At 62.1% G+C, this 12,704-nt stretch carries 17 protein-coding genes and 1 pseudogene; 7 read left to right on the forward strand and 11 right to left on the reverse strand.

From position 1 onward, the window contains the following. Window positions 1-114 precede the first annotated feature (114 nt). A complete protein-coding gene (locus tag BB934_RS18540; RefSeq protein ID WP_099510956.1) occupies window positions 115-1,176 on the forward strand; it encodes a Tim44 domain-containing protein in 1,062 nt (353 codons plus the stop codon). Window positions 1,177-1,253: 77 nt separating this feature from the next. Here the strand turns inward: BB934_RS18540 and BB934_RS18545 are convergent, their stop codons facing one another. Further along, entirely contained in the window at window positions 1,254-1,835 is a 582-nt protein-coding gene (locus BB934_RS18545; protein ID WP_099510957.1) for a type 1 glutamine amidotransferase domain-containing protein, read from the reverse strand. A gap of 136 nt (window positions 1,836-1,971) precedes the next feature. Here BB934_RS18545 and BB934_RS18550 point away from each other — a divergent pair, with 136 nt between their 5' ends. Then, window positions 1,972-2,193 carry a hypothetical protein gene (locus BB934_RS18550; RefSeq protein WP_099510958.1) on the forward strand — a complete coding sequence of 74 codons (222 nt, stop codon included), beginning with the start codon at window positions 1,972-1,974 and terminating at the stop codon, window positions 2,191-2,193. Between the two features lie 41 nt (window positions 2,194-2,234). Here the strand turns inward: BB934_RS18550 and BB934_RS18555 are convergent, their stop codons facing one another. From BB934_RS18555 to BB934_RS18575, 5 genes are all read right to left on the reverse strand, one after another. Beyond that, entirely contained in the window at window positions 2,235-2,978 is a 744-nt protein-coding gene (locus BB934_RS18555) for a metallophosphoesterase family protein (RefSeq protein WP_099513011.1), read from the reverse strand. Further along, on the reverse strand, window positions 2,971-3,786 hold the full coding sequence (locus BB934_RS18560) for a nucleotidyltransferase family protein (RefSeq protein WP_237050009.1): 816 nt from the start codon (window positions 3,784-3,786) through the stop codon (window positions 2,971-2,973). Before BB934_RS18560 ends, BB934_RS18555 begins: the two co-directional genes overlap by 8 nt. A gap of 104 nt (window positions 3,787-3,890) precedes the next feature. Further along, window positions 3,891-5,468: a class I SAM-dependent methyltransferase gene (locus BB934_RS18565; protein ID WP_099510959.1), complete on the reverse strand. Its 1,578-nt coding sequence runs from the start codon at window positions 5,466-5,468 to the stop codon at window positions 3,891-3,893. A 128-nt stretch (window positions 5,469-5,596) separates the two neighbouring features. Continuing rightward, window positions 5,597-5,971, reverse strand: coding sequence for a hypothetical protein (locus tag BB934_RS18570; RefSeq protein WP_099510960.1), 375 nt, complete (start codon window positions 5,969-5,971; stop codon window positions 5,597-5,599). A 134-nt stretch (window positions 5,972-6,105) separates the two neighbouring features. Next, window positions 6,106-6,969 carry a BON domain-containing protein gene (locus BB934_RS18575; protein ID WP_099510961.1) on the reverse strand — a complete coding sequence of 288 codons (864 nt, stop codon included), beginning with the start codon at window positions 6,967-6,969 and terminating at the stop codon, window positions 6,106-6,108. A 209-nt stretch (window positions 6,970-7,178) separates the two neighbouring features. Between BB934_RS18575 and BB934_RS18580 the strand changes: the two genes are divergently transcribed. The 3 genes from BB934_RS18580 to infA all read left to right on the forward strand — a co-directional run bounded on the left by BB934_RS18580 (window position 7,179) and on the right by infA (window position 8,237). Next, the gene (locus tag BB934_RS18580; RefSeq protein ID WP_099510962.1) at window positions 7,179-7,439 is read left to right on the forward strand and encodes a hypothetical protein; all 261 of its coding nucleotides are present in this window, start codon (window positions 7,179-7,181) and stop codon (window positions 7,437-7,439) included. 215 nt (window positions 7,440-7,654) lie between these two features. Continuing rightward, complete coding sequence (locus BB934_RS18585) at window positions 7,655-7,864, forward strand: cold-shock protein (RefSeq protein WP_009494616.1); 210 nt, start codon at window positions 7,655-7,657, stop codon at window positions 7,862-7,864. Window positions 7,865-7,955: 91 nt separating this feature from the next. Beyond that, on the forward strand, window positions 7,956-8,237 hold the full coding sequence (gene infA, locus BB934_RS18590) for a translation initiation factor IF-1 (protein ID WP_009494617.1): 282 nt from the start codon (window positions 7,956-7,958) through the stop codon (window positions 8,235-8,237). 278 nt (window positions 8,238-8,515) lie between these two features. Here the strand turns inward: infA and BB934_RS18595 are convergent, their stop codons facing one another. Next, complete coding sequence (locus BB934_RS18595; protein WP_173909468.1) at window positions 8,516-9,064, reverse strand: sigma-70 family RNA polymerase sigma factor; 549 nt, start codon at window positions 9,062-9,064, stop codon at window positions 8,516-8,518. After that, window positions 9,061-9,288 carry a NepR family anti-sigma factor gene (locus BB934_RS18600; RefSeq protein WP_157934219.1) on the reverse strand — a complete coding sequence of 76 codons (228 nt, stop codon included), beginning with the start codon at window positions 9,286-9,288 and terminating at the stop codon, window positions 9,061-9,063. The genes BB934_RS18595 and BB934_RS18600 overlap by 4 nt, the downstream gene beginning before the upstream one ends. 230 nt (window positions 9,289-9,518) lie before the next feature. Here BB934_RS18600 and BB934_RS18605 point away from each other — a divergent pair, with 230 nt between their 5' ends. Beyond that, on the forward strand, window positions 9,519-9,677 hold the full coding sequence (locus BB934_RS18605; RefSeq protein WP_099510964.1) for a DUF3309 family protein: 159 nt from the start codon (window positions 9,519-9,521) through the stop codon (window positions 9,675-9,677). An 84-nt stretch (window positions 9,678-9,761) separates the two neighbouring features. On the opposite strand, the gene BB934_RS18610 is transcribed toward BB934_RS18605, so the two are convergent. After that, window positions 9,762-10,325, reverse strand: coding sequence for a hypothetical protein (locus BB934_RS18610; RefSeq protein WP_099510965.1), 564 nt, complete (start codon window positions 10,323-10,325; stop codon window positions 9,762-9,764). A 9-nt stretch (window positions 10,326-10,334) separates the two neighbouring features. After that, window positions 10,335-10,949, reverse strand: a complete 615-nt coding sequence (locus BB934_RS18615; RefSeq protein WP_099510966.1) for a DUF4747 family protein — start codon at window positions 10,947-10,949, stop codon at window positions 10,335-10,337. On the opposite strand from BB934_RS18615, the pseudogene tnpC reads away from it, so the two are divergent. Then, window positions 10,948-12,230: pseudogene (tnpC, locus tag BB934_RS18620) on the forward strand (IS66 family transposase). The gene BB934_RS18615 and the pseudogene tnpC overlap by 2 nt on opposite strands. A gap of 3 nt (window positions 12,231-12,233) precedes the next feature. Here the strand turns inward: tnpC and BB934_RS50940 are convergent. Beyond that, window positions 12,234-12,563 carry a DUF4747 family protein gene (locus tag BB934_RS50940; RefSeq protein WP_099510967.1) on the reverse strand — a complete coding sequence of 110 codons (330 nt, stop codon included), beginning with the start codon at window positions 12,561-12,563 and terminating at the stop codon, window positions 12,234-12,236. Window positions 12,564-12,704: the final 141 nt, after the last annotated feature.

The raw sequence follows: 12,704 nt of genomic DNA on the forward strand, positions 1-12,704 counted from the left end.
ATGACAGAAGAGGCTTGAAGCCCGAAATTGGGCACGTCGACTCTTCCGCAACGCTTTGGGCATCACCACATATGCCGCAGGAGCCTTCTGCTCCACAGGGATGAAACGAAGACGATGATGAAAATTGCTTCTCGCCGCAGCCGGGTCATGATCGCCCTGGCGGCCGCTCTGGTCCTGGCCGGTTCCGCGGCCGAGGCTCGCGTCGGGCGGGGAAGCGGCAGCTTCGGCTCGCGCGGCGCGCGCACCTATACCGCGCCGCCGGCCACTCGGACGGCGCCGGAAGCGGCAGCCCCGATCCAGCGCTCGCAGATTCCGAACCAGGGTCCGAACGTCACCCGTCCTGGCACCCCGGCTCCGAACGTGGCGCAGCCGCGCCGCTTCGGCTTCGGCACGGGCCTGATGGCCGGCCTCTTCGGCGCGGGCCTGCTCGGCATGCTGATGGGCCACGGCTTCTTCGGCGGCCTCGGGGGCCTCGCCTCGATCTTCGGCCTGCTGCTCCAGATCGGCCTCGTGGTCCTGCTGGTCTCCTTCGCTATGAAGTGGTTCCGCAACAGGCGCCAGCAGCCGGCCTATGCCGGCGCGGGCCAAGGCTATGCCCGTTCAACGGGCGGCAGCGTGCCCCCCACGGGCGGACGGCCCATGAACAGCGGACTTGGTGGTGGACTTGGCAGTGGACTTCGCGGCGGCCTGGGTGCCGGCCTCGGCGGTGCTCTGGGCGGCGCCCTCGGTGGCCGGGCTCAGCAGGCGCAGGCCCGTCCGGGCGTGCGCGACGAGATCGGCATCGGCGAGCAGGATTTTGCCGCCTTCGAGAAGGGTCTCGTCGAGATGCAGGACGCCTATTCCCGCGAGGATGTCGCCAAGCTCTGGACGCTCGCAACGCCCGAGATGGCCGGCTACATCCAGGAGGAGCTGAACGACAACGCCGCCCGCGGCGTCGTGAACAAGCTCTCCAACGTGCGCCTCAACCAGGGTGACCTGTCGGAGGCCTGGCGTGAGGGCGCAGCCGACTACGCGACCGTCGCCATGCGCTTCGGCATCACCGACGTGATGACCGACCGCACCACGGGCCGCGTGGTGGAAGGCGATCCGAACAAGGTCGAAGAGGCGACCGAGCTCTGGACCTTCCGCCGTGACCAGGGCGGTGAGTGGAAAGTCTCGGCGATCCAGCAGGCCTAACGAATCCTCTTCATGCAAATACGAAAGCGGCCGGTGAAAACCGGCCGCTTTTTTATTTCGGTCACTGGATGGCGGGATTACTCCGCCGCCTGACGACGGCCTGCATGTGAGCCTTCGCGCACCTCTTCGATGATCTTGTTCACGAAGGCTTCGAGATCGCCTGGATTGCGGCTGGTGATGAGGCCTTGATCGGTCACGACCGTCTCGTCGCGCCATTGCCCGCCCGCATTGATCACGTCGGTCTTGATCGAATGGTAGGACGTGCACTTCTTGCCCTTGATGATGCCCGCCTCGATCAGCAGCCACGGCGCGTGGCAGATCGCGGCGACCGTCTTGCCGGAAGAGTAGAAGGCGCGAATGATCTCGATGGCCTTCGGCTCGGCGCGCAGCTTGTCCGGATTGATCTGGCCGCCGGGCAGCACGAGCGCGTCGTATTCCGCCGGGTTCACATCGTCGATGTCCTTGTCGACGGACACCGTCTTGCCCCAATCCGTCTTGTCCCAGCCATAGATCTTGCCGGACTTCATGCGCGATTTCGGAGCGGCGATTTCGACGGTCGCGCCGGCATCCGACAGCTTCTCCTGCGGCACCATCAGTTCCGATTGCTCGAAGCCGTCGGTCGCCATGATGAGGATCTTGGCCTGTTTGATGTCAGGCATGATGGTCTCCGTTTCTGTGTGGGGAATATGGTTGGAAACGGGTGGAGCGGTGTGCGGTTCCTGCGAGATCGTCCCGGAACATCGCCTCTGCGGGCCTGTTGACCCAGTCAGAAACCTGCAGAGATCGAGGATGCAAATGGTCAATCCAGGCGTACCGACGAACGAGCCGACGCCCGGCGGCAATATTCCGAGTGAAGTGCCGCCTGGGACGATGCCCGATGAGGAGCCGGATATCGGACCGACCGGGCCGCGCTCGCCCTATCCCGTCAACGATCCCAGGATCTCCGATCCGAAGGGGCCGGGCTCCGAGCCCGACTATCTGCCGGGCAATCCCACCGATCCGGGCACGCGCTATTGAGATGACGAGAAAACGTGGGCCGGCCGCGATGCGATGCCGGCTCAGATCTCGATGATGGCGTAGGGTTTGCCGGTCGGCTTCTCGATATGCTTGGCGACGTTGTAGACCGGCTGCCCGCCGGGTGTCCTGCCCTCGAAACGGCCGCGATGCGCATGTCCGTGGACGATGGCGTTGACCTTGAAGCGGTCGATGGTTTCCGCAAGACGCGACGAGCCGAGGAAGGGATAGATCTCGAGCGGCTCGCTCTCGATGGTCTCGGTGATCGGCGCGTAATGCAGGATGACCATGGAGCGCTTGGCGCGCACCTGCCGCATGGCGTTCTCGAGCCGCAGGGTTTCGTTCATGGTCTCGCCGACGAACTGCTTGATGGCGGGTTCGCCGAAGGAGCCGAGCATGCGGCGCCCGAAGCCGCCGGCAAAGCCTTTCACGCCGACGAAGCCGACGCCGTCGATCTCCACCGATTGCCCGTCGAGCACGCGCATGCCGGCATCGCGCAGGATATGCGTAACCTCTTCGTGCGCGCCGCATTCGTAATCGTGATTGCCGAGAACGCCGACGACGGGAATCGAGCAGGACTTGATGTCCTGCGCCAGTAACTCGGCTTCCCTGGGCTTTCCGAGATCGGTCAGGTCTCCGGCCAGCACGAGAACGTCGGCCTCCTTGGAGATTTCGCCGAACAGATCGCGATAGGAGATCCAGTTATCCTCGCGCACGTGAAGATCGCCCATGGCGGCGATCTTCATGAGTTGCTGCGGCTCGCTGCGCTGCTGTGGTTCGTCACTCATTCCGCCATTCACCTTCGCCGCCGACATCGGCGAAGCCCCATTGCTTGACATCGATCTCGTAATCGATGCGGGAGAACATCCGACCGCGGCAGACTTTCATTTGCGGCGGCGGAAGATCGAGCTGCTTCGAAAGCCTGTCGAGAAGCTCGTCCATCACCCAGCGCGGGACCTTGTCGCGCTCGGAAGGGTAGATCCAGCGGAAGTTGAGCAGGTGCATGAGCAGCACCTCCCAATGCACTTCCATATAAGCGAGCAGCGCGTGCCAATCGATCTGGTCGTGGGCCTTCAGGATCGTGTGCGCCACATCGGCGCCGTCATAGCGGTGGCGCAGCTGGATGAAGCATTTCGACCAGACGAGTTCCGTCGGCCCGACGATCCGCACCGGCTGGCCGAACACCTCGATCTGGCGCGCACGCTGGAACCACTGATCGCCGATCGGCATGGTGCCGTTCGACGAGGCGAAGATGACGTCGAAGAAATACTGGCCCTTGAAGACCTTGCCGAGCCAGCGGTCGTCCTCGATCTCGACCGAGTAGCCGAGGTGCTTGAAATGCGAGAGGACGCGCGTGTAGTCGCCGGCCTTGCAGAAGATGTCCAGGTCCTTGGTCGGCCGCGTGATGCCGGTATAGGCCGAGAGCGCATAGGTGCCGGCAAGCAGGAAGGGCAGGCCGAGCTGGTTCAGCTCCCGCAGCGATTCGGCATAGAAGGCTTCGGATTCCGGGTATTTAAGGGTCGGTTCTGCCTTGGCATCCATGAGGGGCACGCCGTGATGGAGACCGGAAACCAGATCTGGATCGTGAACTGCCATGGGCCCTGTCCGAAGCGCGGCCAAGAGCGACCCGCGTTCGACAACCGGAATGGCAGGAATGAAGTTCCGTAGCGGCCGAGCTTAATGCGCCGGGCGGTTCCGGCTCAGGCCCGCAGACGCCGCTGCTCGGCGGTTTTCTGCGGCTGGGGAGCCCCGAGGCCGAGAAGGGACCAGATGGCGAGCTGATCGCCCTCGAACTCGGCCACGCGCTGCCGCAGCTCTTTCAGCTGAGCGTCTCCGTCCATCGGCTTGCCGTCCTTCAGCAGGCGCTGGCCAGCGTCGGACAGGACCTTTCCGACATAGCGGGCAAGGTCCGTTTCTTCGTCGTGCAAGGCGAGCCACATGAACTGCGTCATGCGGTCTGCCCCGAGGCCGCCGCCGGTGACGGGCGATGCGAAATAACTGTACTTGCGCTCGGCGCGCGATTCCTCGGCAACCGCCCTGTTGAAGCGGTCGGTCTGCAGCTTCCGCTCGGCGAGCCCCTTGGCCGGCAGGCAGGGGTGGCAGGCGCCGAGGGCGACCAGAAAGGTGACGGCTTGAACCAGACGGCTGAAGCCGATCGCGGCCAAAGCGGGCTCGCTCATGATCTCGCGCAGGGTCTTGGGACCCTGTTCGAGGGAGGCGATCAATGGGTCGTAGATCGCATTCTGCAGCTTCACCGTATGGCGGATGCCGCGCACTTCGCGCGGGACCTTGGCCCCCTTCATGGTTAAGGCGAAGCGCATGTCGAGCCATCGCTCGCGGGCCTTATGGGCGGGCAGGCGCACCGGCCCCTTGATGAAGATGTCGCGCCGGAACTGCTGGTCGATCATGTGATCGCGCGTCGTCTGGCGCAGGGCGACATCGTCGACGCCGCCGAGAAAATCGCGCTGCTCCTTCGTCAGGCTGACCTCGTCCAAGGTGTCGAGCGCGTTCGCCGGTCCGACCCAGCTGAGCTTGGCCTCGGCGAGCTCCTGCGCCAGGTCCATGAAGTAGAACGGGTTGGAGTCCTGGTTGAAATATTCATGGACGATGTAGTTGGGGTGGTGGCTCTTGAGCCGCTCGAGACGCTTCGCCAGCTTGGGATGAGTGGCGAAATAGCGCATGTCCAGGCTGCCGAACTTGTCTGCGAGGTCGAGGAACGTCGAGGCCCGCGACGGCGCGGAGAGGGAGCCGCGGGCCAGCGTATGCTCGACGAGAAGACGCCGCAGCGGCATCATGGCGGCCCAGCCGGGCATGCATTTGTAGGAGATGTAGACGATGCCGCCGGGCTTGAGCTTGCGGCGCATGAACTCGACGATGGTGCGGCGGTTCTCGGGCGAGATCCAGCTGTAGATCCCGCGCAGGGTGATGAAGTCGAAATCCGGAAGATCGCTGCGCTCCACGAATTCGGCGAAGCTGTCGTCGTAGAAATGGACGTTCTTCAGTCCTGCCGATTGCGCGAACGCCTGGGCGCCGACGATATGGCCGGGATTGAAATCGGTGGCGTCAAACTGGATGTGCGGGTTGGCGGCGGCGAGAAGGTTGGTCGAGAAGCCTTGGCCGCATCCGAGCTCGCAGTAATTCAGAGAAGACTGGCCGAGATCGGGCGACTGCACGCCTTGCAAAAGCGCCAGGAAGCCGAGCAGGCTCGGGGTCAGCTCCTGATAGAAACCGTGGGTGTATTCCACATCGACCACGTAGCCCGAGGACCAATCCGCCATGACATCATCCCGATCGCCCGGCCAGGTATCCCGTCCTGGACCGAATGTATATTTATAATGTTACATATGTCAGGCGCCGCTATTCGGATCAATTCTTTTCTGCTTCCCCCGAGGAAGATTGGTTAAATCTAGTGGTCGCCGTGCGAGATCCTGGCGTCCCGCGGGCTGTTGAGGATTTCGATCAGGCTGTTGGCGATGTGGCGAGCCTCGTCGTCCTTCAGGCGCAGCAGGAAGGGCGGCATCATGCCGGCCTGGAGAGCCACCACGGCCATCCCGTGCTCGTCCATGCCGACATCGATGGTCTGCGAGGTTACGTCGACCAGTTCTTCCGGCATGTCTTCGCTCTCCTCTGCGGCTTCGCCGATGGCGGAGAGCAGCTGGCTGACGGCACGGACCAGCGAGCGGGCGGCATGGGGGTCCATGACCACCGCGGTTGATTGCTCGCCCTTCTGGAATGCCAGCTGGATGTTGTCGCCTTCGAGCGTGACGGAAATGCCTGCCATGTATGTCCTCGTCCTTCCCGCCCCCCATATGGGGGTCATTTCTGTCCAGGGGAAGGCAGAGCCTTTCGTACGACAGATGCGCTCCCGCCCCAAGGGGAGAAGCGCATCCTGGTAAACCGCCACGGGGCGTACGGTCAGATCCCGCTGTCCGACGGGCCGCCGGTCCGGCGGCGGATCGCGGCGGCCGTGCCGCTGCCCGAGGTTTCCGGCATGCCGACGCTGCCGGCCCCCGCCGCGCCGGCGGAGCGCGCGCTGCCGCTGATGCCCGCGTCCGCCGCCTGCTGGATGCGCAGGTTGTTCTGCACATGGGTGACGCCCGAGACGGATTCGGCGAGGTCTTCCGCGTGCCGCTTCTCGAAGCGGCTGTTGACCGTGCCGGTAAGCGTCACCTCGCGGTTCTCGACCCGCACCTCGATCTCGGAGGCGTCGATATGCGGATCCTCGGTGAGGCGGTCGTTCACATCCTCCAGGATGCGGGCATCGGAACGCTGATAGCCGCGCGGGCCGCGGCCGCGATGCTGGCCGGCCTCGCGCATGTCCCTGTCGCGGCGCCGTTCGGCATCCTCGTCGCCGAACCAGGACCGGACCTCGTCGCCGGCCCGCTCGAAGAAGCCGCGCTCCTCGTCGTAGTCGCGCGAGCCGCGCCCGAAGCTGTCCGAGCCGTAGCGGTCGCGCCGGTAGGCGTCCCGCTCGCGCCGGCGTTCGGTGCCGAAGAAAGGCTTCTCGGTGCCGCCCTCGTCGCCGACCACGTCGCGCCAGTCGAGGGCGGAGCCGCCGGTGCCGTAGCCGGCGGAATCTCCGTAATCGCGCTCGCGGACCTCACGCTCGAAGCGCCAGCCGCGGTCCTCGTCCGCGCCCCAGCGCCTGCTTTCATCCTCGTCGGAGCGGCGGTCGTAGCCCGCGCTGCGGTTGCCGAAGCCGCGCCGGGCGATGTAGCCGTCGTCCTCCCGGTCGCGCCGGTCGAAATCCTGATTGCCATAGCGGCGGTCGGTGGCCATGGTTGCGCTCCTCCTGCTGGTGGATCGGGCCGCGCCGGGGCGGCCCCCTCGCGCAAACCAACGTGAGCCGCTTGCGAGTGTTCCTGGGGAACGACGCGTCCTCCGGCCGGCTTTTTTTGGCTTTCCCCGAACGGCCGCGCCGCCGCTGCATTGACCGGCAGGGTGCGGGACTCCATCCTGCGCGGAGCGAGAACGATCGGGGTTGTCAGATGGCGGATCTGTCCGGATTGAGCGACGAGGCGCTGGCGGTCTTCGCCTTTGCCGCCTATCACCGGCTGGCGACCGGCCAGAAGATCCTCAGCGTGGTCCGCAAGGACGGCGCCGGCCACAGGGCGAGCGCGGCCGCCACGGACGAGCTCGACGGGCGCGGCCTCGTGCGGGCGGAGGAGCGCGAGATCGTCTTCACCCCGGCCGGCGAAGAGGCGCTGGAGCGCGTGGTCGCGGCCATTCGGAGCGCCCGAAAGACCTGACTTTGAAGATCTTTTTCGCCCGGCCAAGGCAGAGGCTTTGCCTTGTAATTGCCCCATCTGTGTCCTAGGTAGCTTCCATCGACATTTGGCCGGACGACTGGGCTTCACGCTTTGGCACTGCCGAGCGCACGTTCCTTCTCTCTACCATCTATCGACTAACGGGTGTGCGGGCTCGCCCCTCATCCACGTGCAAACGACAGTGAAGAGGATTTCCCATGGAACAGGGAACCGTGAAGTGGTACAATGAAACCAAGGGTTATGGTTTCATCCAGCCCGACAACGGCGGCAAGGATGTGTTCGTTCATGCGACCGCGCTCGAGCGCGCCGGCATGCGCGGCTTGCGCGAAGGCCAGAAGATCTCGTACGAGCTTCAGACCGACCAGCGCACCGGTCGCCAGTCTGCAGTGAACCTGCAGAATGCCTAAGGTTTGATGCCGGAGGACGTGCCCCGCACGTCCTCTTGCATATGGCCGTTCCGTTTCAGGGGCGGCTTTTTTGTTATGAGGAAGGCTTTGCATGGCAAAGGAAGAACTGATCACCTTCGAAGGACTTGTGACCGAAATTCTCCCCGATGCGCGCTACCGCGTGCAGCTCGACAACGGGCACGAGGTCATCGCCTACACGGCCGGCAAGATGAAGAAGAACCGCATCAAGACCCTCGCCGGCGACCGCGTGACCGTCGAGATGTCTCCTTATGATCTCGAGAAGGGCCGTCTCATCTTCCGTCACAAGGATTCGGGTGCCTCTTCCGGTCCGCGCCCGCCGCAGCGCGGCAACCAGCAGTTCCGGCGCCGCTAAAACAATCGGCGCACCCATGCTGGACGCGCCGATTGGTTTGAGCTGAGAGTGACGGCTTAACGTCCGAGGCCCGCCAGATAAGCTCTACGCTGCGTTTCCCTCCCCCTTGAGGGGAGGGGTAGGGGTGGGGGTCGGACGACGGGGTGAGAGATCAAACGAGCAAGACGCTGTAGCAGCCTTTATGCTCTCTGAGGGAAGCACAGAGCTTCGACTTTGCGACCCCCACCCTTTCATCCCTCCCCGCAAGGGGAGGGAAGAGCGTTGCGCTCCCTTGGAACTCAGGCGACCGCGTGCATCACCGAGAGGGTGACGCGGTCCGGGCCGAGATCCTCCTCCAGATCGGTGAAGTGCAGGAGCTCGGCGAGCCGGTTGCGGGCGCGGTTGACGCGGCTCTTGATGGTGCCGACCGCGCAGCCGCAGATCTCCGCCGCCTGCTCGTAGGAGAAGCCCGAGGCGCCCACCAGCAGCAGCGCCTCGCGCTGGTCGTGGGGCAGGCGGGCGAGCGCCCGCTGCAGATCCTCGAAATCGAGATGCGGCAGCTGGTCCGGCTGGACCGAGAGGGCGGCGGCGTATTTGCCGTCGGCATCCTCCACCTCGCGGCGGCGCTTGCGGTATTCGGAATGAAACAGGTTGCGCAGGATGGTGAAGAGCCAGGCCTGCATGTTGGTGCCGGGCTGGAAGCGGTCGATATTGGCGATCGCCCGCATCAGGGTCTCCTGCACGAGGTCGTCGGCCCGGTCGACGTTGTTCGTGAGGGAGATGGCGAAGGCGCGCAGGTTCGGCGTCGCCTTCAGCATGGAATTGCGCAAATCCAGATCGATACTCATGAGGATTGTTGCTCCGGCTTACGCTCGTCGAGGCGATTGATGATCTCGATGAAACGTTCCGGCACCGGCTGCTCGCCCAGCGCCAGCGCCTCGTAGAACTGGCGCAGCCTTTGCCCGAGCTGGGCCTGCACGGACCGGCTCAGGGCGGGAGAGGAAGAACGGTGAAGGCCAGGAACGGTTTCGGGATCGTCGATGGGCATGATGTTGGCGTTCTTCTTCTGCATTGCGTTGTCCTGGACCATCGAGGGCAGCGACCTCCCGCAGGGGATGCGTTGAGGGCATCTCCCGATCGCCGAGGAGGTAACGCCAAGCCGGGGTCTTCGTTCCGCCCCGGACCTACCCCGCCGGAACCCATCCACAGGCAAAATAGGCGGGAACTTTTTCCCTTACGGTCAAGTTTCCCTCACCGGACGGCCGCACCGAACGCGGCCGAGTTGGAAGGGAGAAACCCGCGATGGCACTTAGCACCATCCTGCTCATTCTGGTCATTCTGCTGCTCATCGGCGCCGTGCCGGCCTGGCCCCACAGCCGCGGCTGGGGCTACGGCCCGAGCGGCCTCTTGGGCGTGATCCTGCTCATCCTCATCATCCTGCTGCTGATGGGACGGCTGTAACGGTCTGGCGAGACCGCTGGAACGAAAGAGGGCGGCCTTGAGCCGCCCTTTTTGCACAAATCGAGGCTATGGGAAATCTGCAACCTATTCGTTATTTGCAATTGCTTCCCATGTTATTGTTCTAAAAATTGCAGCTGTCGCAGAAACAAGCATCATTATCGAATAGATAAACAACAAGAAGACAAAACCTTTAAAGCATTGATACAAAATAAATAGTGGATAGTCGATATACCTTAATGCATCCATCTTGGTGAAAATTCTAACCAATGTTGCCCCTAAGCCGCTATATGATATGATTCCAAAAATCAGCGTTAGTGCCTGAACCATAATAAAATGCATGAACGTCGCTGATAGTTCTTCAGCTGGGGTAAATTTATCGCCTTCTTCTCTCTCAAACATGAATGGACCAATTTTCCCCTGGAACGACGAAAATAATATAGCAAAAGCTCCAATCGAGAAGCCAAGTAGATTGGGCATTATTTGTACTATCAACTCTTTCCATCGCGATCCATCCTGCCATACTTGGAGGCAAATGAAGGTTATAATTGTCGATAATTGAAAATAAGGACTGCAAAATACGGCTCTCCAGCCGCCATAAGCGGTGAAATACTCCTTGATAACGGTCCACGCCCCTTTGTAGTGTTTCATATTCTTGGCTCAAAAATTCCTAATCGAGGTTATAAAAGCCTGGTTATTAGATATCACGTCTGGATCATACGATACTGTCTCAATCGCGGGGTATGAGCGTGTAGAGCGCGTGACGCTTGCTCCATTCTCATCGCGTCCAGTCGCCGAGACTTCGCCGTTAATCGTAGCAACTTTGGCAAGTGCAAGCGTATCTTCATCTGGGTCGAATGTTTCTCCAGGCGCCGCTTGTAGCGTTTCAGTTAGAGATGATGCTCGCTGCCTTCTCAATCTGTCGCGCATTCTTCGATCTAAATCTTGGTGATCGTCCGGGTTTGGTCGTTGTATGCGAATTGCTAGTTTTTTTAGATCAAGACCAGAAAGTATCTTATCAATACTTTCCCGACGTGAAACAAGATTCACATAGACTGGGCCATATTTCTCAAACAGTTCTCTTTGAGTGAGCAGGATTGCAAAAAACCTCTCGACTTCTGTTGGAGCAATAGACCCGTCAGGTCCTTTGATCTCAAAGAAGAGCTGATGCTTTTGTGAGTCGAAGAAAAAAAGGAAGGGCACGAAATTTGGGCGCAGGTAGGTAATTACCCAGGCCCTTGCGCAAAGCGGGTTTCGCTGATTCCCTGTTGTCATGGGCCGCAGCGATCTTGAGCGTCTGAGCAAGGAAGAGCTGATCGAGCTGGTGCTGCGACTGCAGCGGCCGCAAAGACCTCACGCACATCCTCCAAGCCGCCCTCGACCGATCGCAAAGAGCAGCGCGAGCGCTCCAAACCGGGCGGAGCCAAGCCCGGTCACGAAGGCCACAGCCGGATCATCAGCGCCACGCCGGATGAGGTGGTCGAGCACCGTCCTGACCGGTGCTCGTGCTGTTCGGCTGTCCTGATGGCGGATTGGCCGGCGGAGACGATCAGCATCCACGAGCAGATCGAGCTGCCGGAGGTGGCGCCCCGTGTCACCCAGCATCGGCGCCTGGCGGTGCGCTGCCGGGCGTGTGGAACCCGGGTCGCCGCGGCCGTGCCGGACGCCGCAAAGGGGACGCCGTTCGGGCCCCGCGTCCATGCCATGGCGACTTATCTCAAGACCTTCCAGGCTCTGTCCTACGAGCGGCTGCAAAGCGCATTCGCGGATCTGTTCGGGCTCACCGTCAGCCAGGGCGGCCTGATGACCATGCTGCGCCGGGCGCAGGGCGCCTTCGCGGGCGAGCGCGACAGGGCGGTTGCGGCGTTGCGCCGGGCCCGGGTCACCGCTTCCGATGAGACCGGCGTCCGGATCGAGGGCTCGAACGCCTCTCATTGGGTGTTTCGCTGTTCGGAGGCGGTGGTCCATTACGCCTCGCCGACCCGGGGCGCCATCGTGGTCCGGACGATGATGGACGGGCACCGACCCGAGGTCTGGTGCTCCGACCGCTACAGCGCGCAACAGGGCCATGCCGACGCCCACCAGACCTGCCTGGCCCATCTTTCCCGCGACGTCGCCTCTGCCGATGAGGCGAGCGCGGATGTCCTGCCCTCCCGCCTCCAGCTGTGGCTGCACCGGGCCTTTGCCCTGGCGGAGGAGGTCGGATCCCTTGCCGCCTCGACCCTCGCTCGCAAGCGCCGGGCCCTGGAGCGAAGTCTGGAGGCGATCCTGGCTGCGCCGACCTCCTGCGATCTGGCCCGTGACATTCAGAGCAAGGTCCGGCGCGCCCGCGATCAGCTTCTGACCTTCGCCCAGTGGCCCGGACTGGTTGATGCGACCAACAACGCCTGCGAACGCGCGCTCAGACCGGCCGTCGTTCAGCGCAAGGTGACCAACGGTTATCGGGCCATGTGGGCTGCCAAGGGCGAGGCGGACATTCGAACGGTCGTCGACACGGCTCGTCTCGGTCCGGGAACCAATGCGTTCAACACAATCCTTCAGACCGTGTCCGTCTGAACCTCAGTGCGAAATAGGGGCGTGGGTAATTACGCGCAGGTTGTCTGGAATTGATATAGAGCTTGTGGTTTCATCATCCGCTTGATTTAGAGCTTCAATATCGAACCAAGGGAGATCCGGATCTATTTCGTTATAGCGTGCAAATGTACCGCGTAAGCCAGTAGCATCCCGAGATATATGATTTAAGATAACGAACTTATGAGCGCTGAGCTTAACTGGTCGCTTTAGGCGAAATGCTGATCTGATGAGTTCGCTATAAGTAGTTGCGCTTTCGTTTGGATTGGAAATATTTAAGCAACCAACCGTAATCAAACGCGGCCGAGCCATCTCCATATGCCCCCTGTAATACTTGCAGCATTGCAAAAATTCTTATTTAGCTTTTTGACGCTGCTAGCCGAATTCATGCTATAGTTGTGAGGACTAGAAAATATCGCGCTCAGATTGTTGTCAATATGCGAATTGTGACAACTGCGG

This window comes from Microvirga ossetica (assembly GCF_002741015.1).
GTDB lineage: Bacteria > Pseudomonadota > Alphaproteobacteria > Rhizobiales > Beijerinckiaceae > Microvirga > Microvirga ossetica.